The 20,765-nt window shown below is 60.4% G+C and carries 18 protein-coding genes and 1 pseudogene; 14 read left to right on the forward strand and 5 right to left on the reverse strand.

Annotated elements, in window-relative coordinates; translation table 11 throughout:
- Positions 1 to 36: 36 nt before the first annotated feature.
- The 5 genes and pseudogenes from GIV26_RS27370 to GIV26_RS12775 all read left to right on the forward strand — a co-directional run.
- Positions 37 to 1,068, forward strand: a pseudogene (locus tag GIV26_RS27370) (HAMP domain-containing protein); the annotation flags it as partial.
- A gap of 93 nt (positions 1,069 to 1,161) precedes the next feature.
- Positions 1,162 to 1,926 (forward strand): methyl-accepting chemotaxis protein, encoded by a 765-nt coding sequence (locus GIV26_RS27375; protein ID WP_370694806.1) that lies wholly within the window; start codon positions 1,162 to 1,164, stop codon positions 1,924 to 1,926.
- Between the two features lie 207 nt (positions 1,927 to 2,133).
- Positions 2,134 to 3,255 carry a glycosyltransferase family 4 protein gene (locus tag GIV26_RS12765; RefSeq protein ID WP_054898008.1) on the forward strand — a complete coding sequence of 374 codons (1,122 nt, stop codon included), beginning with the start codon at positions 2,134 to 2,136 and terminating at the stop codon, positions 3,253 to 3,255.
- Positions 3,248 to 4,000 carry a DUF2334 domain-containing protein gene (locus tag GIV26_RS12770; RefSeq protein ID WP_034128595.1) on the forward strand — a complete coding sequence of 251 codons (753 nt, stop codon included), beginning with the start codon at positions 3,248 to 3,250 and terminating at the stop codon, positions 3,998 to 4,000. The genes GIV26_RS12765 and GIV26_RS12770 overlap by 8 nt, the downstream gene beginning before the upstream one ends.
- Positions 3,988 to 5,097: a lysylphosphatidylglycerol synthase transmembrane domain-containing protein gene (locus GIV26_RS12775; protein ID WP_181123929.1), complete on the forward strand. Its 1,110-nt coding sequence runs from the start codon at positions 3,988 to 3,990 to the stop codon at positions 5,095 to 5,097. The genes GIV26_RS12770 and GIV26_RS12775 overlap by 13 nt, the downstream gene beginning before the upstream one ends.
- A gap of 123 nt (positions 5,098 to 5,220) precedes the next feature.
- On the opposite strand, the gene purU is transcribed toward GIV26_RS12775, so the two are convergent.
- Positions 5,221 to 6,069, reverse strand: coding sequence for a formyltetrahydrofolate deformylase (purU, locus tag GIV26_RS12785; RefSeq protein ID WP_019821236.1), 849 nt, complete (start codon positions 6,067 to 6,069; stop codon positions 5,221 to 5,223).
- Between the two features lie 352 nt (positions 6,070 to 6,421).
- Here purU and mvaT point away from each other — a divergent pair, with 352 nt between their 5' ends.
- Positions 6,422 to 6,796: a histone-like nucleoid-structuring protein MvaT gene (gene mvaT / locus GIV26_RS12790; RefSeq protein WP_019821235.1), complete on the forward strand. Its 375-nt coding sequence runs from the start codon at positions 6,422 to 6,424 to the stop codon at positions 6,794 to 6,796.
- A gap of 90 nt (positions 6,797 to 6,886) precedes the next feature.
- Here the strand turns inward: mvaT and sbcB are convergent, their stop codons facing one another.
- The gene (gene sbcB / locus GIV26_RS12795) at positions 6,887 to 8,314 is read right to left on the reverse strand and encodes an exodeoxyribonuclease I (protein ID WP_236280902.1); all 1,428 of its coding nucleotides are present in this window, start codon (positions 8,312 to 8,314) and stop codon (positions 6,887 to 6,889) included.
- Between the two features lie 167 nt (positions 8,315 to 8,481).
- Here sbcB and GIV26_RS12800 point away from each other — a divergent pair, with 167 nt between their 5' ends.
- Genes GIV26_RS12800 through GIV26_RS12825 form a run of 6 tightly spaced genes read left to right on the forward strand, consistent with a single transcriptional unit; the run spans position 8,482 to position 15,152 of the window.
- On the forward strand, positions 8,482 to 9,174 hold the full coding sequence (locus GIV26_RS12800; protein WP_236280904.1) for an RDD family protein: 693 nt from the start codon (positions 8,482 to 8,484) through the stop codon (positions 9,172 to 9,174).
- Entirely contained in the window at positions 9,171 to 10,151 is a 981-nt protein-coding gene (locus tag GIV26_RS12805) for a stage II sporulation protein M (protein ID WP_186527679.1), read from the forward strand. Before GIV26_RS12800 ends, GIV26_RS12805 begins: the two co-directional genes overlap by 4 nt.
- Positions 10,138 to 11,667 carry a DUF4129 domain-containing protein gene (locus tag GIV26_RS12810; protein WP_236280907.1) on the forward strand — a complete coding sequence of 510 codons (1,530 nt, stop codon included), beginning with the start codon at positions 10,138 to 10,140 and terminating at the stop codon, positions 11,665 to 11,667. The genes GIV26_RS12805 and GIV26_RS12810 overlap by 14 nt, the downstream gene beginning before the upstream one ends.
- Positions 11,664 to 12,821 (forward strand): DUF4350 domain-containing protein, encoded by a 1,158-nt coding sequence (locus GIV26_RS12815; protein ID WP_236280910.1) that lies wholly within the window; start codon positions 11,664 to 11,666, stop codon positions 12,819 to 12,821. Before GIV26_RS12810 ends, GIV26_RS12815 begins: the two co-directional genes overlap by 4 nt.
- The gene (locus GIV26_RS12820) at positions 12,818 to 13,813 is read left to right on the forward strand and encodes an AAA family ATPase (RefSeq protein WP_236280912.1); all 996 of its coding nucleotides are present in this window, start codon (positions 12,818 to 12,820) and stop codon (positions 13,811 to 13,813) included. Before GIV26_RS12815 ends, GIV26_RS12820 begins: the two co-directional genes overlap by 4 nt.
- Before the next feature lie 7 nt (positions 13,814 to 13,820).
- On the forward strand, positions 13,821 to 15,152 hold the full coding sequence (locus GIV26_RS12825) for a DUF58 domain-containing protein (protein WP_057975095.1): 1,332 nt from the start codon (positions 13,821 to 13,823) through the stop codon (positions 15,150 to 15,152).
- 52 nt (positions 15,153 to 15,204) lie between these two features.
- On the opposite strand, the gene GIV26_RS12830 is transcribed toward GIV26_RS12825, so the two are convergent.
- Together GIV26_RS12830 and GIV26_RS12835 are read right to left on the reverse strand one after the other, a co-directional pair.
- Positions 15,205 to 15,564, reverse strand: a complete 360-nt coding sequence (locus GIV26_RS12830; protein WP_019821226.1) for a PilZ domain-containing protein — start codon at positions 15,562 to 15,564, stop codon at positions 15,205 to 15,207.
- Positions 15,565 to 15,786: 222 nt separating this feature from the next.
- The gene (locus tag GIV26_RS12835) at positions 15,787 to 16,161 is read right to left on the reverse strand and encodes a tetratricopeptide repeat protein (protein ID WP_003193903.1); all 375 of its coding nucleotides are present in this window, start codon (positions 16,159 to 16,161) and stop codon (positions 15,787 to 15,789) included.
- Positions 16,162 to 16,334: 173 nt separating this feature from the next.
- Here GIV26_RS12835 and pyk point away from each other — a divergent pair, with 173 nt between their 5' ends.
- Complete coding sequence (gene pyk / locus GIV26_RS12840; protein WP_003193904.1) at positions 16,335 to 17,786, forward strand: pyruvate kinase; 1,452 nt, start codon at positions 16,335 to 16,337, stop codon at positions 17,784 to 17,786.
- 211 nt (positions 17,787 to 17,997) lie between these two features.
- On the opposite strand, the gene GIV26_RS12845 is transcribed toward pyk, so the two are convergent.
- Complete coding sequence (locus GIV26_RS12845) at positions 17,998 to 18,939, reverse strand: iron-sulfur-binding ferredoxin reductase (RefSeq protein WP_054918389.1); 942 nt, start codon at positions 18,937 to 18,939, stop codon at positions 17,998 to 18,000.
- A gap of 216 nt (positions 18,940 to 19,155) precedes the next feature.
- Here GIV26_RS12845 and GIV26_RS12850 point away from each other — a divergent pair, with 216 nt between their 5' ends.
- A complete protein-coding gene (locus GIV26_RS12850; protein ID WP_003193907.1) occupies positions 19,156 to 20,679 on the forward strand; it encodes a fumarate hydratase in 1,524 nt (507 codons plus the stop codon).
- Positions 20,680 to 20,765 lie beyond the last annotated feature (86 nt).

Raw genomic sequence — 20,765 nt, forward strand, 5'->3', positions numbered from 1 at the left:
CCTCGGATATTAAGACCTTAGCGGACCCTTCAAGCCATGAACAAAAATCTGCGCTTCAGCCACAAGATCCTGCTTGCAGCCTCCCTTATCGTCATCGCCGCCTTTGCGTTGTTTACCCTCTACAACGACTATCTGCAGCGCAACGCGATTCGCGACGACCTCAACAACTACCTGCACGAGATGGGCGACGTTACCGCCAGCAACATCCAGACCTGGCTCACCGGACGTATCGCCCTGGTGGAAAACGCCGCACAGAACATCGCCATCAACCCTGAAAAAACCGTCGTCGCCAGCCTGCTGGAGCAGAAAGCGCTGACTTCGTCATTCATGGCGACCTACGTCGGTGACAGCCAGGGCACGTTCACCATCCGCCCTGACACCAAGATGCCCGACGGCTTCGACCCGCGTGTTCGCCCCTGGTACAAGGGCGCCCAGGCCAGTAATGGCTCGACCCTGACCGAACCCTATATCGACGCGGCGACCGGGCAACTGATCATCTCCGTTGCCACGCCCAGTACCAAGGGCGGCCAGAGCATCGGCGTAGTCGGCGGCGACCTGAGCCTGCAGACCCTGGTGGACAACATCGGCGCGCTGGATTTTGGCGGCATGGGCTATGCGTTCCTGGTCAGCGCCGACGGCAAAGTGCTGGTGCACCCCGATAAAGCCTTGGTGATGAAGACCCTGTCGGACGTTTATCCAAAAGACACGCCGAAGATCAGCGGCGACTTCAGCGAAGTGCAAGCCAATGGCAAGACCAATATCGTGACGTTCACACCGATCAAGGGCCTGCCATCGGTGAACTGGTACCTGGGCGTTTCGGTGGACAAGGACAAGTCTTTCGCCATGCTCAGTGAGTTCCGCACCTCGGCGGTGATCGCCACGATCATCGCGGTGGTGATCATCATCGCCCTGCTCGGCATGCTGATCCGCGTCTTGCTGCAACCTTTGCACCTGATGACCCGCGCCATGCAAGACATTGCCGACGGTGAAGGCGACCTGACCCGCCGCCTGACCATCCAGAACAATGATGAATTCGGCACCTTGGGCAATGCTTTCAACCGCTTCGTCGAGCGCATTCATACCTCGATTCGCGAAGTGTCTTCAGCCACCGAGCACGTCAATGAAGTAGCCCTGCGGGTGGTCAGCGCCTCCAACTCGTCGATGGTCAACTCTGACGAACAGGCCAACCGCACCAACAGTGTCGCTGCCGCCATCAATCAACTGGGGGCCGCAGCCCAGGAGATCGCACGCAACGCCGCCCAAGCCTCCAGTCAGGCCAGCGATGCCAGGCACTTGGCCGAAGACGGCCAGCAGGTGGTTGAACGCAATATCAAGGCGATGACGCAGTTATCCAGCATGATCAGCACCTCAAGCACCAATATCGAAGCACTTAACAGCAAAACGGTGAATATCGGCCAGATTCTTGAGGTGATCACCAGCATTTCCCAGCAAACCAATCTGCTGGCGCTCAATGCGGCGATCGAAGCGGCGCGCGCGGGGGAAGCCGGGCGTGGATTTGCGGTCGTGGCCGATGAAGTGCGCAACCTCGCTCATCGCACTCAGGAGTCGGCGCAACAGGTGCAGACGATGATCGAAGAGCTACAGGTGGGTGCCCGGGACTCGGTGACTACCATGAGCGAAAGCCAACGCCACAGCCTGGACAGCGTGGAAATCGCCAACCTGGCCGGCGAGCGCCTTAACAGCGTGACCCAGCGCATTGGCGAGATCGACGGCATGAACCAGTCGGTCGCCACCGCAACGGAAGAACAAACCTCGGTGGTGGAGTCGATCAATATGGACATCACCGAGATCAACACCCTCAACCAGGAAGGGGTGGAAAACCTGCAATCGACCCTTCGCGCCTGCTCGGACCTGGAACAACAGGCCTCGCGCTTGAAGCAATTGGTGGGCAGCTTCCGGATTTGAAATTCACCCGTAGGAGCGAGCTTGCTCGCGAAAAACGTCAACGATAACGCGGGCTGCCTGAAGAAACGCGACGTCTGCGAGTTTTTCGCGAGCAAGCTCGCTCCTACAGCGTGCGTTTGTCCACTCCCGCCACCGTTATGCTGCGAATCTAAACCGAACATCTATCCTTACCTCAGGTCCATCTAGGGAGAGCAATGGATCGGAGGGATGTTCATCGTGCATATCGCTGACATAACCATGTTCTACGCCCCGGCCAGCGGTGGCGTACGCACTTACCTTGACGCCAAGCACCGGCGTCTGGCGCTCAAGCCGGGCATTCGCCACAGCCTGTTGATTCCTGGCGCACACTTGAGCGAGCAGGACGGCATCTTCAAAGTACCGGCGCCCGCCCTGCCCTTCGGCAAAGGCTATCGCTTCCCCCTTCGTTTGGCGCCTTGGCGAAATGTCCTGCACGATTTACAGCCCGACCTGATCGAAGTTGGCGACCCTTACCTGACCGCCTGGGCCGCGCTGGATGCCCGACGCCAATTGGATGTGCCGGTCATCGGCTTTTACCACTCCGACCTGCCACTGTTGGTGAGCAACCGCATGGGGCCTTGGTTTACCCCCAATGTTGAAGCCTATGTGCGCAAACTCTATGGGAATTTTGACCGAGTGCTCGCCCCCAGCCAGGTAATGGCCGACAAGCTCATCGGGCTTGGCGTCAGAAATGTCTTCGTTCAACCCCTGGGCGTAGACCTGCAAACCTTCACCCCTGAGGTACGTGACCCCGGCCTGCGCGCCGAACTGGGGATTGGCGAAGACACTCGGCTACTGATCTTCGCCGGGCGCGGCTCCAAGGAGAAAAACCTGCCGGTGCTGCTCAACTGCATGAAACGCCTGGGGGAAGGCTACCACTTGCTGCTGGTGGGCTCCGGCATGCCGGCCAGCGTGCCAGACAATGTCACCGTGATTGACGGATTCCGGCCCGCCCAACATGTAGCTCGGCTGATGGCCAGCGCCGACGCCTTACTGCATGGTGGTGACCAGGAGACCTTCGGCCTGGTGATCCTGGAAGCCATGGCCTGCGGTATTCCAGTGGTCGCCGTGGCGGCCGGGGCCTTTACCGAGATTGTCGACGAGCGTTGTGGCCTGCTGTGCGCGCCAAACAACCCCAAGGCCATGGCCGAGGCGGTGCGCGAGCTGTTCAGTACCGACAGCCGACGCCTGGGTGCTCAGGCTCGGCGCCATGTCGAGCAGCATTATGCGTGGGACACGGTAGTCGACAGCCTGCTGGGGCATTACTGCGCCGTGCTGGGCAGCCATGAACCGATGCTCGCCCATGGCTGAGCGCGCGCTGATGCTGGTACTGCACGACGTGGCTCCGCACACCTGGGCCGACTACCGGCCGTTCGTCGAGGCCGTCGATGCACTGGGCCACGTGCCCATCACTTGGCTGGTGGTGCCAGACTTCCATCACCATGACGACTTGGCCGCCCACCGCGATTTTCGGCGCCTGCTCGACAGCCGTGTCGCCAAGGGCGATGAGCTCACCTTGCACGGTTACTACCATTGCGACGACCAACCTCGGCCGCGTACGCCAAAAGAATGGTTTATGCGACGCATCTATACCCACGAAGGCGAGTTTTACCAGCTGTCCGAAGCCGAGGCGTTGCGGCGGTTGACCGCCGGCATTGAGGTATTTGAGCGCAATGGCTGGCCGCTGCATGGCTTTGTTGCGCCCGCCTGGTTGATGAGCGACGGCACCCGGCAGGCATTGCGCCAGTTGCCGCTGAGCTACACCAGCGACCCACAACATCTTTATCGCCTGCCGGACTTCACGCCTATCAACGCCCCCGGCCTGGTGTGGAGCGCCCGCAGCGGCTGGCGCCGGGGATTGTCCAAAATCCTCAGTGATCGCCGTGAACAGCGGTGGCAGGAGGCCCCGCTGATCCGACTGGGTTTGCACCCGGTGGACATGCGCCACAGGTTTTCCCGCGATTATTGGCTAGACACCCTGCAACGCCTGCTCAACGCGGGGCGCGTCCCCCAAACCAAGGCCGCCTGGCTGGCGACGCAGCCATGGGCCGACTGATCTGGTTAGTGTTGGCGCTCTTGGTGGCGCTGGTGATCCCATTGTGGCTGGGCGGCGGCGAAAGCATTGCGCGCCTGCGCCAGTTTCCCTTGCCCCAGTTACTGGGGATGTTCGCCATGATCATTGGCTGCTGGCTGATCAACAGTCTGCGTATCCGCCTGCTGCTTGGCGAGCATCGCAGCGAGTTAGGCCCGCTTAAAAGCCTTGGCGTGGTGATATCCACCGAGTTTGCCATGTGTGCAACCCCCGGCGGCAGCGGCGGGCCGTTGACCCTGATGGCCCTGCTGGCACGCAATGGCATCCGCCCCGCCCAAGGCAGCGCGGTGTTTGCCATGGACCAGTTGAGCGACCTAGTGTTTTTTCTCTGCGCACTGGTGGGGATCTTGCTATATGCGCTATTCCATAGCCTCAGCCCGCGTCTGGAGTGGTTGCTGGGGCTCAGCGCCGTGTCGATGGTGGGTGGGGTAATCAGTGGCTGGGCCGTGGTGCATTTTCACCGACGGCTGATTCGCCTGGCGGGTTTGGCACTCAAGGCCATGAAGGTCAGTGCTACCACCCGCCGACGCTGGGCACGCCGGTTGCTGCGTTTTCTTGCGGCGTTCAGCGCCACCCTGAAACTACCCCGGAGCACCTTGCTTGGGGTCTTTGCGCTGACCAGCCTGCATTGGCTGCTGCGTTACAGCGTGCTGTACCTGGCGCTGCGCGGGTTGGGGGGCGAGGTGCAGTGGGCCTGGAGCTTTCTGATCCAAATGTTATCCCTGACTGCCGGGCAGTTCAGCCTGGCGCCAGGCGGGGCCGGCGCTGCGGAGTTGACGTCAGCGGCACTGCTGGCGCCCATGGTGGGCACATCCACAGCGGCTGCGGCGATTCTGATCTGGCGCGCGGTGACCTACTACTTCTATTTGCTGGCCGGTGCGCCAGTGTTTCTATTGATGGTCGGCAAACCGCTGCTCAAGCGTCTTTTTCAGGGGCGGCAGGCTGCTCATCCTGCGCCTGTGTCTGTTCCCATAAACGCGCCGCGCCTGGAAAATCAGTACCATCCTCGGCATCCAGCGCGTCCGGGTCGTAACGACTCAAACAGCCCTCGCCCAAGGTAGCAGGCGCCCGTGAGGTGGCTTTATCGAGCGGGTCGCTCATGGGAATCTCCTGAAACAGAAATAAAAAAGGGCCTGGAGAGTTTTACCTCCAGGCCCCGGTGTCTTTCAATCAAAACCGCTGGGTCAGAAGACCACGGTCTTGTTGCCGTGCACCAACACGCGATCTTCCAGGTGGTAGCGCAAGCCACGGGCCAACACCATCTTTTCGACATCACGGCCGAACCGCACCATGTCTTCAATACTGTCGCTGTGGCTGACGCGCACCACGTCCTGCTCGATGATCGGGCCGGCGTCCAGCTCTTCGGTCACGTAGTGGCAGGTTGCACCAATCAGCTTCACGCCACGCAGGGAAGCCTGGTGATAAGGCTTGGCACCAACAAAGGACGGCAAGAAGCTGTGGTGGATGTTGATCACCTTGCCAGCGTATTCGCGGCACAACTCCGGTGGCAGGATTTGCATGTAGCGCGCCAGCACCACTACATCCGCGTCATGCTGCTTGACCAGGCGCGACACTTCGGCGAATGCCGGCTCCTTGTCCTGTGGGTTGACCGGCACATGGTAATAAGGGATGCCATGCCATTCGACCATGCTGCGCAGGTCGTCATGGTTGGAGATCACGCAGGCAATCTCGCAATCGAGTTCGTCGCTGTGCCAGCGGTGCAGCAGGTCTGCCAGGCAGTGGGATTCGCGGCTGGCCATCAGCACCACGCGTTTCTTCTGCTCTGTATCGGTGATGTGCCAGGTCATCGAAAACTCTTCGGCAATCGGCGCAAACGCCTCGCGGAAGGCTTCCAGGCCAAAGGGCAACGTATCGGCACGGATTTCGTGACGCATGAAAAACCAACCACTGAGATCGTCCGAGTGATGGCTCGCCTCGGTGATCCAGCCATTATGGGAAGCCAGAAAGTTACTGACCTTGGCAACGATGCCAACCCGGTCCGGGCAAGCAATCACCAGCCGAAAAGTGCGCATTAGGGGGAAACTCCAGAACTTCACAAAGGCCGCTATTCTAGCGATTACGCAGAAAAACTGCAGTATTCCCTTGCACCTTATCTTGAGGCATGGCCGTGGTAACACCCCTTAATCGTGTAAGGTTTTACCAGCGCTATATGACGATACAACGGCATGCTCAGGCCAGTAGCAAAAAATTAAGGTGATTATCTTTTGCGCATAACGCTCACTAATTAACTCATCGGCCAGGTTTTCTCCCACACATTCAATGTCATTCGCCTAAATACCGTCTTAAATGTTTACTTGATGAAATTGCCTGACTATTATTAGGCCACTCACCCTGTCAATCAGCGTTCTACATAAGGTAGTCCACATGTCACTGATCAACGAATACCGCGCCACCGAAGAAGCTATCAAAGAGCTGCAAGCCCGTTTGAAGAACCTGTCCGAAGACGACAAGCTGAAAACCGAGCTGGAATTCGAAGGCAAATTGCGCACCCTGATGGGTGAATACTCCAAATCCCTGCGTGACATCATCGCGCTGCTGGATCCAGAGTCGAAAGTTAAAGCACCGCGTGGCGCTGTGAAAACTACCGGCACCAAGCGTGCTCGCAAGGTCAAGCAGTACAAAAACCCGCACAACGGCGAAGTAATTGAAACCAAAGGTGGCAACCACAAAACTCTGAAAGAGTGGAAAGCCAAGTGGGGCGGTGACGTAGTTGAAGGTTGGGCAACCCTGCTGGGCTAAGCCCGGTCGGACGTTCACCCGATACGTCACACATGAAAAACGCCAGCTTGCTGGCGTTTTTTATTGTCTGAATATTCTGTAGTTATGCGCCTACAGATTCAGGCGCGCCGCTAAGGAATCCACATAGCCCTGCCATTGCGCCAGTACCTGGCACTGAAACGATGTAGCACTAACCGCCAACTCCTCACGCGCCTGCTTAAATGCCAAGAGGGTATTCGGCGCCCCCCACTGTGCATCCGACAAACGTTGCTGACAGAAAAGTTTCCAGCGTTGTTGCTCCTCATTGTTCAAGGTTTCAGGAAAGTTACGCGCCCGGTAGCGAAATAATAATTCCGGCAAACGATGATCATCGAACGGCCACTGCTGACGGGCTAATTGCGCGGGCTCTGCCATGCGAACTTGCTCACATAAACGGCGGTCACGGTCACCAATAAAACCCTCGTAGAGCTGCTGCTCCGGGTCCGAGTTTGACGCAAAGTCTTCCTCGGCATAAATGGCCGCTAACTTGTCCCGCCAAACTTCCTGTGCGTCAGTTAGCCGCAGCGCCCGCGCGAGGCAAGCTTCCTTATCCAATTGAAGGCGCTCGAGGTCTTGAGGGCGCAGCACCTTCAACGGCGCAACCACCGGGCAGCGGTTGATATGCAGCAACTTGAGCGGAACCGGCAGTTCACCTTCGGCTAGCTCATCGCGGCGCGTGTAAAGACGCTGACGCAGCGTCGTCGCATCCAGGTCCAACAGCCCTTGTGGATCGAGCCCCAGGTCACAGACGATCAAGGCATTGCGATTGCGCGGGTGCCACGCCAGGGGCAAGACCACGCCCAGATAATGGCGCTCGGCGGAAAAACGCCCCGAGATATGCACCATCGGTTGCAGCAACCGCACCTGATCCATGACCCGCTGCTTGCTGCGCAATTGAAACAACCATTCATACAACTTCGGTTGTTTCTCCCGGACCAACCGCGCCAGGGCGATGGTTGCACGCACATCCGACAACGCATCATGGGCCTGGCCATGGTCGATGCCGTTGGCCTCGGTCAAGCGTTCGAGCTTGAGGGTCACACGCCCGTCCTGCTCGGGCCAGTTGATCCCCTCCGGCCGCAGGGCGTAGGCAGTGCGCATCACATCGATCAAGTCCCACCGGCTGTTGCCGCCCTGCCACTCGCGCGCATACGGGTCGAAAAAATTGCGGTACAGACTGTAGCGCGTCATTTCATCGTCGAATCGCAGGGTGTTGTAGCCGGCGCCGCAGGTACCTGGCGCGGCCAGTTCGGCGTGCACCCGAGTCATGAAATCGGCTTCGGCAAGGCCCTTCTCGGCGAGGACACCCGGCGTGATGCCCGTGATCGCGCACGCTGCCGGGTGAGGCAGGATATCGTCGCTGGGCTGGCAATAAAGATTGATCGGCGCACCGATCTCATTGAGCTCAAGGTCGGTGCGGATCCCGGCTACCTGGAGCGGGCGATCATTGCGCGGGTTGATGCCAGTGGTTTCATAGTCGTACCAGAAAATCGAGGTCACGGGCTATTCCTGTGCTGAAGATCGACAAAGTCTAGGCGCTGCAAGGCGTTGGGAGCCAGCGATACCTGACTGTATAAATATCCAGAAAACCCTCGAATGGTTGCTTCCACCGTTGACACTGCTAGCATCCGTGTCTCTCAAGTCGCCTCGCACTGCCAAGGATCGCAATGCCATCAACGCCTTTGGATACCCACTATCAGATAGAAACGCCGGAGGGCATCGACCTGCCCCTGCGTCCTGCTGGCCTGCCCTCTCGGGCATTGGCCTTTGCATTCGACCTGGGCGCGCGAGGGATCATCATGGGGATCCTGCTAGTGCCGCTGGCGCTGCTCGGCAATGTGGGGATCGGGCTGGGTTCGCTGCTGCTGTTCGTGGTGAGCTGGTGGTACATGGTGTTGTTCGAAGTGCTCAACCACGGCTGCTCGCCGGGCAAGCAGGTCATGGGCCTGCGCGTGGTACAGGATGACGGCACGCCCATTGGCTGGTCGGCATCATTGATCCGCAACCTGCTGCGTTTTGTCGACATGCTGCCCTTCGGTTATTTCCTCGGCGCGATCAGTTGCCTGCAGCATCCGCACTTCAAGCGGCTCGGCGACCTGGCGGCAGGCACGCTGGTGGTCTACCGCGATCTGCCGCTGGTACGCCCGAGCATCCCTCAAGCACCCGCCCTGCGCCTACCCTTCGCACTGGAGCTGAGCGAACAGCGGGCCATCCTCGGTTTCGCCGAACGCCAGGCGGAACTCTCGGCCGAACGGGTGCATGAACTGGCCGCCATCCTCGAAGGGCCCCTGCAGGTGCCTGCACCGCGTGCCGTGGAGCAACTCAACGGTGTAGCGCGTGGCTTGTTGGGGCCGACATGAAGCAAAGCCTTTTTGAAAGCCGCCACCAGCATCAATGGCAAACCTTCGCCGAGCAGTTGAAGCAACTGGAGCAAGGTAAAGCCAAGGCCGCCGATGTCGCCGACTTCCCGCATCAATATCGACGCCTGTGCCAACATCTGGCCCTGGCTCAGCAGCGCGGCTACAGCAGTTACCTGGTCGATCCGTTGCAACAGCTGGCATTGCGCGGCCATCAACAACTGTATCGTCATCGCAGCCAACTGACGGCAAACATACTGGCGTTTCTTCTCGCCGACTTCCCACGCCTGGTACGCGAACAATGGCGCTTCGTGCTGATCGCCGGCCTGCTGTTCTTCGGCAGCCTGGCGGGGATCGCCCTGCTGGTGTACCTGTTCCCCGACCTGGTCTACAGCATCATCAGCCCCCAGCAGGTGGCCGAGATGCAGGGCATGTACAACCCCGATGCCAACCGCCTGGGCCGCGCTGCCGAGCGTGCCGCCAGCGAAGACTGGATGATGTTTGGCTATTACGTGATGCACAACATCGGCATCGCCTTCCAGACCTTTGCCGCCGGCCTGTTGTTTGGCCTGGGCAGTGTGTTCTTCCTGATTTTCAACGGTTTGGTCATAGGTGCGGTCTCCGGGCACCTTACCGACATTGGCTATGGCCAGACCTTCTGGTCGTTTGTCATTGGTCACGGCGCATTCGAGTTGAGCGCCATCACACTGGCCGGTGCCGCAGGCTTGCAACTGGGCTGGTCACTGGTCGCCCCCGGGCGCTTGGCGCGCAGCGAAGCCCTGCGCCTGGCCGCGCGCAAAAGCGTAAGGATGCTCTGTGGTGTCATGGTGTTCCTGTTGATCGCCGCCTTTATCGAAGCCTACTGGTCCTCAACCACTCGCATTGAGCCCTGGATCAAGTACGCGGTAGGCGCCGCCCTCTGGCTGCTGGTGGCCGCTTACCTGACCCTGGCCGGGCGGAGTCGCCATGCGCCTGACTGACGCCAGCGTAGTCATTCGCCCGCGCACTTCCTGGGAAGCCATGGACTTGGGTGTGCTGATGGCCCGGGAACACCGTTTCTTGCTGATGAACAGTTGGGCGCTGGTGAGCCTTCCGATATTCAGCCTGTTGACGGTGCTGCTCTGGAGTTACCCGTCTCTGGTCATGTTCCTGTTCTGGTGGCTCAAGCCGGCCTTCGACCGCTTGCCGCTGTACATTCTTTCCCAGGCCCTGTTTGCTGAGCCCCCCAGCCTCAAACAGGCCGTTCGCCATTGGCCGCAGTTGCTCAAAGGGCAACTGTTCGCCAGCCTGACCTGGCGGCGGCTGAGCATGAGTCGCAGCTTCACCCTGCCCGTCAGCCAACTGGAAGGCCTGGACGGTGACGCACGTCAACGACGCCTTGGGGTGTTGCTGCAACGTAACGCTGGCGCCGCACGCTGGCTGACGACGATCGGCGTACACCTGGAAATCGGTCTGTGGTTTGGCGGCATGGCCCTGTTCTATCTCTTCATCCCGCAACAGGTTGAACTGGACTGGGACTGGCAACGACTGGTATTGGCATCAGGCTCGGACGTGCTTTGGCTTGAGCACCTGAGCAATGCCTTCTATGCCCTGGTCCTGGTGTTCTGGGAACCCATCTACGTCGCCTGTGGCTTCAGCCTGTACCTCAACCGCCGCACGGTGCTGGAGGCCTGGGACCTGGAACTGGTATTCCGTCGCCTGCGCCAGCGCCTGAACAACGTTGCACCGCTGCTGTTGCTGGTCGTTGGTCTGGCACTGCTACAAATCAGCCCACCGACCATGGCAGATGAAACCACAGCCCATAAGCCACTTAGTACCCAGACCGCCAGCCAATCCATCCAGGCATTGCTGGAAAAGCCACCTTTCAAGAACCCGGAAACCGTCACACGCTATCGGTTTGGCGAAGAAAAAGCGCCGGTTGAAAACAAGGCCAAGGGCGACGGCAAATTACCCGGCTGGCTCCAGGCACTGCTCGACAACCTTAACAGCGACACCTTCAAATACGTCGCCAAAACCTTGGAAATACTGCTCTGGAGCCTTGTGATTGGCGGCCTGGCCTTGGTGTTCTGGCGTTACCGTGAATGGTTGCTCACGTTCGTCAGCCGCCTCGGACCCACTCGCACTACCGCCCCCTCGCCCGTTCCCGCTCAGTTGTTCGGCTTGGAGCTGGGCGCCGAGACATTGCCCGAAGACATCGCCAGTACCGCCGAACAACTATGGCCCACCCAGCCCCGGGAAGCCCTTGGCCTGCTGTATCGCGGGTTGCTCAGCCGGCTGTTGCACGAGTTCGACCTGCCACTGACAAGCGCCGATACCGAGGGGCAGGTGCTGGAGCGCGTTCATCGTTTGCAACAACCGCAATTACTGGCGTTCAGCGACGAACTGACGCGCCACTGGCAAAACCTGGCCTATGGTCACCGTCTGCCGCCCTCTTCAGCCCAACAAAAACTGTGCAGCGACTGGCGTGCTCTTTTCAGTGAAGGAGCGAGCCAATGAATCGCGCGCTATTGTGGACAGCGCTGTTGTTGGCGTGCCTGCTGGGTGCGGGCGGCTTATATGCCTGGCACAAGGCAATTCCCTACGACGAAGTGGTTGACCGCGGCCCGTCGCCAGAAGCACGCGCCAACCCTTACCTGGCCGCCGAGCACTTTCTGCGCCAGCAAGGCGTGGTGGTGGCGCACGCCAATGGCCTTGAACGACTCGCCGACCTGCCTGCCAAAGGCCATAGCCTGTTGCTGCTGGGGGAGCGCAGCAACATGACCCCGCGCCAGGTCGAACAACTACTGGGCTGGGCAAAAGCCGGTGGCCACCTGCTACTGGTCGCCGAGGCATTATGGGATGAGGAATCCGGCACAAGCGGTGACCTGCTGCTTGATCGCCTCACAATCCGCCAAGCCCTGAGCGACACCTTCGACGAACCCGCGCCACCGCGTAAAAAAACCAAGCCGGACCTGACCAAGCTCTATGTCGACAACGAAACCGCCCCGGCGTACTTCAGTTTTGACACCGACTTCAACCTCACCGACCCCAAGCACTTGGCGCAGTTTTCCGCCAACAGCGCCAAGTCCAGCCACCTGATGCAACTTGACCTTGGGCAAGGCCACGTAACGGTGATCACCGACAGCGACCTGTGGAAAACCGCCAATATCGGCAAACATGATAACGCCTGGTTGCTGTGGTACCTGAACCAGGGCACTGACGTCACCCTGCTGTTCAACAGCGACACAGACGATCTGTTTACTCTATTGCTCCGTTATTTCCCCCAGGCCCTCGTCGCCCTGGTTGCGCTGCTTGCTCTGGGGCTGTGGCAGGCAGGCATGCGCCAAGGCCCGATCCAGGCACCGGCTCCCAAGGCACGTCGCCAGTTGCAGGAACACTTGAAGGCCAGCGCGGACTTCCTATTGCGCCGCAGCGGCCAGGGCACGTTGTTGCAAGCCTTGCGACACGACATTCTGCGCGCAGCCCGGCGACGCCATCCAGGGTTCGAACACCTCGATGCGTCAGAGCAACGCCAGGTGCTGGAACACCTTACGCGACAACCCCCTCACATCATCAGCCAGGCGCTTGAGCCCGTTGCGCTGAAGCGGCTCTCCAGCGCCGACTTCAGCCGACAGGTGGCGCACCTGCAAACCCTCAGGAATGCCTTATGAGCGACTCTCGACTGGCCACCACCCTGACCGCCGAAAACCTTCAGCATGCCAGCCAGCAGGCGCAGGCGCTGCGCGTGGAATTGCGCAAGGCCGTGATTGGCCAGGACCTTGTGATTGACGACGTGCTCACCGCCCTGATCGCAGGCGGCCACGTATTGCTGGAAGGCGTGCCAGGCCTGGGCAAGACCTTGCTGGTACGAGCCCTGGCCCGCTGCTTTGGCGGTGATTTCGCCCGTATCCAGTTCACCCCGGACCTGATGCCCAGCGATGTCACCGGCCACGCCGTTTACGACCTGCAGACCGAACAGTTCAAACTGCGCAAGGGGCCGATATTCACCCACCTGTTGCTGGCCGATGAGATCAACCGTGCCCCCGCCAAGACCCAGGCAGCGCTGCTGGAAGCCATGCAGGAACGTCAAGTGACCCTGGAGGGCGAGGCGTTGCCCATCGGCCAGCCCTTCATGGTGATGGCGACCCAGAACCCCATCGAACAGGAAGGCACCTACCCACTGCCCGAGGCCGAGCTGGACCGGTTCATGCTCAAGGTGCGAATGGACTACCCAGATGCTCTACAAGAGCTGGATATGGTCCGCGAAGTGACGCGCTCGTCCAAGGCCGACATGCTGGAGGTACAGCCGTTGCGTACGGTGCTGCAAGCCGCGGACGTAGTAACGATGCAGCAAATTGCCAGTGACCTGCCACTCGATGAGCAGGTGCTCGACTACGCCGTGCGCCTGGCCCGTGCCACGCGCAGTTGGCCGGGGCTGGCCATCGGTGCCGGCCCCAGGGCCTCCATCGCCCTGGTACGCGGGGCACGTGCCCGTGCGCTGTTGCGCGGTGGCGAATTCGTCACCCCCGATGACATCAAGGGCTGCGCCCTGGCGGTACTGCGTCACCGGGTACGCATCGCACCAGAACTGGACATCGACGGCTTGGAAGTCGACCAGGTGCTCCAGCAGTTACTCGACCAGATTGCAGCACCAAGGCAATGACGCGGCCATGAAACCGACTCGTCTGCTGCTGACCTGGCTGGGCGTTCTGCTCGGTTTGAACATCTTGTTGGGCGCCTCGGCAGCGTTGCAGTTCAAAGTGCCCGCCACCTTTCATTCGGTAGCCTGGGGCCTGCTGCTGGCCCTGTTGCTGCTGGCGATGCTGGATGCTGCACGCTTGCGTCGCCGCCCTTCGGCCCGCGTGTACAGAACATTGCCTGGTAGCCTGGCGCTGGGGCGCTGGGAAGAAATACGCCTGTGCCTGGAGCACGACTACCCGCAACCTCTGACCGTGCAGGTGTTCGATCACGTGCCCGATGGCCTGGCTGTGGAGAACCTGCCTCAATCCATTCAACTACGCCCCGGTGAGCGTGCCGAGCTGGGCTATCGCGTGCGCCCCTTGCGGCGCGGGCACTTCCATTTCAGTCGCTGCGAACTGCTGCTGCCCAGCCCATTGGGGCTGTGGTCGGCACGACGCTGGGTCGAGACTCACGATGCCACTCGTGTTTACCCGGATTTCGCACGTTTATACGGTGCGCAGTTGCGGGGTGTGGATAACTGGCTCAGCCAACTGGGCGTGCGCCAACATCAGCGGCGAGGATTAGGCCTGGAGTTTCATCAACTGCGGGAGTTTCGTGAAGGTGACAGCCTGCGCCAGATCGACTGGAAAGCCACCGCCCGCCAACGAACGCCCATTGCCCGGGAATACCAGGACGAACGCGACCAGCAAATCGTGTTCATGCTCGATTGCGGCCAGCACATGCGCAGCCAGGATGATGAACTGTCCCATTTTGACCACGCGCTCAATGCCTGCCTGCTGCTGAGCTACGTTGCCTTGAGACAGGGCGATGCCGTAGGGCTGTGCACGTTTGCCAGCGACCAGCCGCGCTACCTGAAGCCGGTCAAGGGCAGTGGCCAATTGAACCTGTTGCTCAATGCGGTCTATGACCTGCAGACCACGCGAAAAACCGCCGACTATCAGGCGGCCGCCAGCCAGTTGTTGGCACGTCAAAAACGCCGGGCGCTGGTGATCATCGTCACCAACCTGCGGGATGAGGAGGATGAAGCACTGATGGCTGCCGTCCAGCGTATCGGCAGGCATCACCGGGTACTGGTGGCCAGCCTGAGGGAAGAGGTCCTCGACCAACTACGCCAGGCGCCTGTGCAGACATTGCCCGAAGCGCTGGCTTACAGCGGCACGATCGATTACCTCAACACCCGCAACCAACGTCATGATCGCTTGAGTGCCCATGGGCTGTCTGTGCTCGATACCTTGCCATCGGCGCTGGGTGCCGGGCTGGTCACGCGCTATCTGGAGTGGAAAAAGGCCGGGGTATTCTGAGGATGACTGCGCAGGGGCATGGCCAGGAAACGGCCACGACCCCACGCATAATTCAGACAGAGGCCTGCAAAGGATAAAAGCTGAAGTACTGCAACAGCGCGTTGATCAGGTGCCGGTACTCTTCGGGCGCCTCAAGCACGCTGAACCCCGAGTCGTAATGCTGCGGGGTAACATCTTCATGGCTCCACAAGCAGGTTGCCGTGAGGTCAATTGCCTTGAACTCGCCTTGCGCCACCGGCACTTTCAAGCGTAGCTCGAAATCCACCTCGGTCATCATCGGTAACGAGCTGATCAGCATCAGACCGTTTTCAGACACATTTCCAAGATAGCCGATTGGCTTATCGGTAATACGATTGAACACCTGCAAAAAATACGGCAGTTGATGCCGCTCGATCCTTCGTTCGGTAAACATGGTGAAGTCGCCATCCATTAGCCAAAAATCTGGCCGTGCCAGTGATTCGGAACAAGCAATCGCTCGCTCTCCCTGGATCTCGGTGTGACAAAAGGTACCGCTTGTCACCAAACAGCTGCCGAATCCGGGCCTTGCATCCGTTCGAATGGGAAACTGCACAAACAGACATTCAAAGATTAGCGCAAGACTGGCAACAGGCCAGCCATGAAGCGACAAATACCCTTACAACGACGCAGGCCTTGGTTTTGCCAGGCCTGCAGCCGGCAGATGCCCCAGTTGCTGCAAGGTATCGAGCCGCGCCCGGGCTCGATAGGCGTACTCGCTCGACGGGTAGTGGCCGATGATGAACTGATAGGTCTGTGCGGCATCGACAAACAGTTTCTGGCGTTCCAGGCACTGCCCGCGCAACATCGAAACCTCCGGTTGCACGTAGCGGCGAGTTCGGCTCTCGCGATCGACCTGGGACAACTCCAGGGTGACACGCTGGCAATCACCGACCCCATAGGCGCGGTAAGCGTTGTTCAAATGGTGGTCCATCGACCAGCGGGTACAGCCGACAACACTGACGGCCAGGGCAGCAACGAGCAAAATTCGCATGGGGTTCTCCTGTCTTGTGCAGTGTATCGACCCCTGGTCGAAAATCTTCAAGGTGTTTGCCCATTCAACCGCAGCCAAAACAAGCCAATCGTCGATAAGTAGTGCAAACGAACAATGACTACAACGAAAGAGCATAGTAGCCTTCCCCAGCGCTTGAACTCAGGAGTCCGTGCATGTCCGTCCGTCGTACCAAAATCGTCGCCACCCTTGGCCCGGCCAGTAACTCGCCGGAAGTCCTCGAACAGCTGATTCTGGCTGGTTTGGACGTCGCCCGTCTGAACTTCTCCCACGGCACCCCGGACGAGCACAAGGCTCGCGCCAAGCTGGTGCGTGACCTCGCCGCCAAGCATGGCCGCTTCGTTGCACTCTTGGGCGACCTGCAAGGCCCGAAAATCCGTATCGCCAAATTCACCAACAAGCGGATCGAGCTTAAGATCGGTGACAAGTTCACCTTCTCCACCAGCCACCCGCTGACCGAAGGCACCCAGGACGTGGTGGGCATCGACTACCCGGACCTGGTCAAGGACTGCGGCGTCGGTGACGAACTGCTGCTGGACGACGGCCGTGTGGTGATGCGCGTTGACACTGCCACGCCGACCGAACTGAACTGCACCGTGATCATCGGCGGCCCGCTGTCCGACCACAAAGGCATCAACCGTCGCGGTGGTGGCCTGACGGCGCCGGCCCTGACTGAAAAAGACAAGGCCGACATCAAGCTTGCCGCCGAAATGGAAGTGGACTACCTCGCCGTGTCCTTCCCGCGCGACGCCGCCGACATGGAATACGCCCGTAAGCTGCGCGACGAAGCCGGCGGTACCGCCTGGCTGGTAGCGAAGATCGAACGTGCTGAAGCCGTGGCCGATGATGAAACCCTCGACGGCCTGATCAAGGCCTCCGATGCCGTGATGGTTGCCCGTGGCGACCTGGGCGTTGAAATCGGTGACGCCGAGCTGATCGGTATCCAGAAGAAGATCATCCTGCACGCACGCCGTCACAACAAAGCGGTGATCGTTGCGACCCAGATGATGGAGTCGATGATCCAGAACCCGATGCCGACCCGTGCCGAAGTGTCCGACGTGGCCAACGCCGTACTCGACTACACCGACGCCGTGATGCTCTCGGCTGAAAGTGCCGCCGGCCCTTACCCGCTGGAGGCCGTACAGGCCATGGCGCGTATCTGCGTCGGTGCCGAAAAGCACCCGACCAGCAAGACCTCCAGCCATCGCATCGGCAAAGTCTTCGAAAGCTGCGACCAGAGCATCGCCCTGGCTGCCATGTACACCGCCAACCACTTCCCGGGTGTCAAGGCCATCATCGCCTTGACCGAAAGTGGCTACACGCCGTTGATCATGTCGCGCATCCGCTCCTCGGTGCCTATCTACGCGTTCACCCCACACCGCGAAGCCCAGGCCCGCGCGGCCATGTTCCGTGGCGTGTACACCATCCCGTTCGACCCGGCGTCGCTGGCACCGAACGAAGTCAGCCAGAAGGCGATCGACGAGCTGGTTAAACGCGGCGTCGTGGAGAAAGGCGACTGGGTCATCCTGACCAAGGGCGACAGCTACCACACCACCGGTGGCACCAATGGCATGAAGATCCTGCATGTGGGCGACCCGCAGGTCTGAGTGACAGGCTGAAAAACAAAAGCCCCGCCATGTGAATGGCGGGGCTTTTTGCATTTCAGTGCAGGCCACTGTGTTGAGTTTCAGCGCCTCATCGCAGGCAAGCCAGCTCCCACAATAGTCAGACAACTCGGTCTACTGTGGGAGCTGGCTTGCCTGCGATGGCGTCATCAGCACCCGGCGATAAACTCCGATACCGACTTGAGCAGGCTTTTCATAAAGTGAAAGGGCGGGATAGAAACACATCCGCCAGCAATTGATTACGCGGCAGCCCCGCCAGGAACAAGCGCTTGGAAAAGGCCTCGACGCTGGCAGGGTGCCCGCAAAGCAAGGCCAGGGTGTGCCGGGAAACCAGCCGCAGTTGCGCCAACGCCGGCTGCAACTGCGCCGCGGTCCATAGCTCCACGGTCAGGTTCCCATGCCGGGCGGCAAGGGCTGCCAGGGGTTCAGCCAGATAATGACCTTCGGCCTCATGGGCCAGGTGAATCACGCGAATGTCGCCCTGGTGATCCTGGCGCAGCGCCTCGCGCAACACACCCCACAAGGGCCCCAGGCCAGTACCGGAAGCCAGCAGCCACAACGGCCGCGATTGCCAGTCAGGGTCGTAGTGCAGCGCTCCCCCCCGCAGTTCGCCCAGGCGCAAAGGATCACCGACCTTCAACTGTCGCGCCGCATCGCTGAATGCACCGGGTTGGCGACACTCGATATGAAACTCCAGGTACGGCTCTTCCTGGGGCAAGCCCGCCAGAGAATAGGGGCGCGCCACCTGTCCCGCCCACAGCACCAGATGCTGCCCGGCGTTGTACCGCAGGGCACGTTCCGGTTGCAGGCGCAGGCGCAGTACCGTCGAACTCAGCCAATCGGCGCCCACCACCTGGGCGGGCAGGCCATCGCGCTGAGGGTCAAACGCTTCGACCTTCAGGTCCGCACTGACCCGGCACTGGCACGCCAGGCGCCAACCTTGCTGGCGCTGCGTCGGGCTCAAGGCTTCGGGCTGCTGGTCGTCAACCTCACCCTCGCAACGCACCAGGCACGCATGGCAACTGCCGGCCCTGCAACTGAAGGGCACGGCCACGCCGGCCTGATTCAAGGCATCCAGCAGGTTGCTGCCGAGGGATACAGACCAGTGGCGTTCGCCGACGTACAGTTCAGGCATATAAAGACTCAATCATAAGGAGCGCGCACAGGGAATCATGCCTGCGACAGTTTGACCATAGTCGGGTGTATCGGCCACCGTGCCGGGTTATACTGCCGCGCCTTTTTAGCGTCGCGCCTGCACCATTCTGGCGTGCCTTGGAAAGATGGCTTCAGCCGACCGATGCAACACTGGCGCCATCTTTATTGAATGTTCCCTTATAGAGGAGCGCGACTCATGACCGTGATCAAGCAAGACGACCTGATTCAGAGCGTTGCCGACGCCCTGCAATTCATTTCCTACTACCACCCCGTTGATTTCATCCAGGCCATGCACGAAGCCTACCTGCGCGAAGAATCGCCGGCAGCCCGTGACTCCATCGCCCAGATCCTGATCAACTCGCGCATGTGCGCCACCGGCCATCGCCCGATCTGCCAGGACACCGGTATCGTCACCGTGTTCGTGCGCGTGGGTATGGACGTGCGTTGGGACGGCGCCACCATGGGCCTGGACGACATGATCAACGAAGGCGTGCGTCGCGCCTACAACCTGCCAGAAAACGTCCTGCGCGCCTCGATCCTCGCCGACCCGGCAGGCGCCCGCAAGAACACCAAGGACAACACCCCCGCGGTCATCCACTACTCCATCGTCCCGGGCAACACCGTGGAAGTGGACGTGGCGGCCAAGGGTGGCGGCTCCGAGAACAAGTCGAAAATGGCCATGCTCAACCCGTCCGACTCGATCGTCGACTGGGTGCTCAAGACTGTTCCGACCATGGGCGCCGGCTGGTGCCCACCGGGCATGCTCGGCATCGGCATCGGCGGTACCGCCGAGAAAGCCGCGGTAATGGCCAAGGAAGTGTTGATGGAGTCCATCGACATCCACGAGCTGAAAAAGCGCGGCCCGCAGAACCGTATCGAAGAAATGCGCCTGGAGTTGTTCGAGAAGGTCAACCAACTGGGCATCGGCGCCCAGGGCCTGGGTGGCCTGACCACCGTGCTCGACGTGAAGATCATGGACTACCCGACCCACGCCGCGTCCCTGCCGGTGTGCATGATCCCCAACTGCGCCGCCACCCGTCACGCGCACTTCGTGCTGGACGGCTCGGGCCCGGCGTCGCTGGAAGCGCCACCGTTGGACGCCTACCCGGAAATCGTCTGGGAAGCCGGCCCATCGGCTCGCCGCGTCAACCTCGACACCCTGACCCCGGAAGAAGTGCAGAGCTGGAAGCCGGGCGAAACCGTCCTGCTCAACGGCAAGATGCTTACCGGTCGCGATGCGGCGCACAAGCGCATGGTCGAGATGCTGAACAAGGGCGAAACCTTGCCGGTGGACCTCAAGGGCCGCTTTATCTACTACGTCGGCCCGGTTGATCCGGTGCGCGAAGAAGTGGTTGGCCCAGCGGGCCCGACCACTGCGACGCGGATGGACAAGTTCACCCGCCAGATCCTGGAGCAAACCGGCCTGCTGGGCATGATCGGCAAATCCGAGCGCGGCCCGACCGCCATCGAAGCGATCAAGGACCATAAGGCCGTGTACCTGATGGCCGTGGGCGGCGCCGCTTACCTGGTGGCCCAGGCCATCAAGAAGTCGCGCGTGGTTGCCTTCGCCGAACTGGGTATGGAAGCCATCTACGAGTTCGACGTGAAAGACATGCCGGTCACCGTTGCAGTGGACAGCAAAGGTGAGTCCGTCCACATCACCGGTCCTGCCATCTGGCAGAAAAAGATCAGTGACAGCCTGGCGGTAGAAGTGCAGTAAGCACCTCATCCAAAAGAATAAAGGCGACTGCGGCCCCATGGCCCAGTCGCCTTTTTTTCTGCCGGGAGCAAGGGGGCTAGCTCCCA

Source organism: Pseudomonas sp. PA-1-3F (assembly GCF_021609665.1).
Classification (GTDB): domain Bacteria; phylum Pseudomonadota; class Gammaproteobacteria; order Pseudomonadales; family Pseudomonadaceae; genus Aquipseudomonas; species Aquipseudomonas paracarnis.

Coding starts and splice junctions, on each gene's coding strand:
- GIV26_RS12805 (WP_186527679.1), top strand. CDS start 9,171: ATGAAGCAAAGCCTTTTTGAAAGCCGCCACCAGCATCAATGGCAAACC.
- GIV26_RS12815 (WP_236280910.1), top strand. CDS start 11,664: ATGAATCGCGCGCTATTGTGGACAGCGCTGTTGTTGGCGTGCCTGCTG.
- GIV26_RS12765 (WP_054898008.1), top strand. CDS start 2,134: ATGTTCATCGTGCATATCGCTGACATAACCATGTTCTACGCCCCGGCC.
- GIV26_RS27375 (WP_370694806.1), top strand. CDS start 1,162: ATGGTCAACTCTGACGAACAGGCCAACCGCACCAACAGTGTCGCTGCC.
- GIV26_RS12800 (WP_236280904.1), top strand. CDS start 8,482: ATGCCATCAACGCCTTTGGATACCCACTATCAGATAGAAACGCCGGAG.
- GIV26_RS12810 (WP_236280907.1), top strand. CDS start 10,138: ATGCGCCTGACTGACGCCAGCGTAGTCATTCGCCCGCGCACTTCCTGG.
- GIV26_RS12845 (WP_054918389.1), bottom strand. CDS start 18,939: ATGCCTGAACTGTACGTCGGCGAACGCCACTGGTCTGTATCCCTCGGC.
- GIV26_RS12830 (WP_019821226.1), bottom strand. CDS start 15,564: ATGTTTACCGAACGAAGGATCGAGCGGCATCAACTGCCGTATTTTTTG.
- GIV26_RS12820 (WP_236280912.1), top strand. CDS start 12,818: ATGAGCGACTCTCGACTGGCCACCACCCTGACCGCCGAAAACCTTCAG.
- pyk (WP_003193904.1), top strand. CDS start 16,335: ATGTCCGTCCGTCGTACCAAAATCGTCGCCACCCTTGGCCCGGCCAGT.
- purU (WP_019821236.1), bottom strand. CDS start 6,069: ATGCGCACTTTTCGGCTGGTGATTGCTTGCCCGGACCGGGTTGGCATC.
- GIV26_RS12825 (WP_057975095.1), top strand. CDS start 13,821: ATGAAACCGACTCGTCTGCTGCTGACCTGGCTGGGCGTTCTGCTCGGT.
- GIV26_RS12770 (WP_034128595.1), top strand. CDS start 3,248: ATGGCTGAGCGCGCGCTGATGCTGGTACTGCACGACGTGGCTCCGCAC.
- mvaT (WP_019821235.1), top strand. CDS start 6,422: ATGTCACTGATCAACGAATACCGCGCCACCGAAGAAGCTATCAAAGAG.
- GIV26_RS12850 (WP_003193907.1), top strand. CDS start 19,156: ATGACCGTGATCAAGCAAGACGACCTGATTCAGAGCGTTGCCGACGCC.
- GIV26_RS12835 (WP_003193903.1), bottom strand. CDS start 16,161: ATGCGAATTTTGCTCGTTGCTGCCCTGGCCGTCAGTGTTGTCGGCTGT.
- GIV26_RS12775 (WP_181123929.1), top strand. CDS start 3,988: ATGGGCCGACTGATCTGGTTAGTGTTGGCGCTCTTGGTGGCGCTGGTG.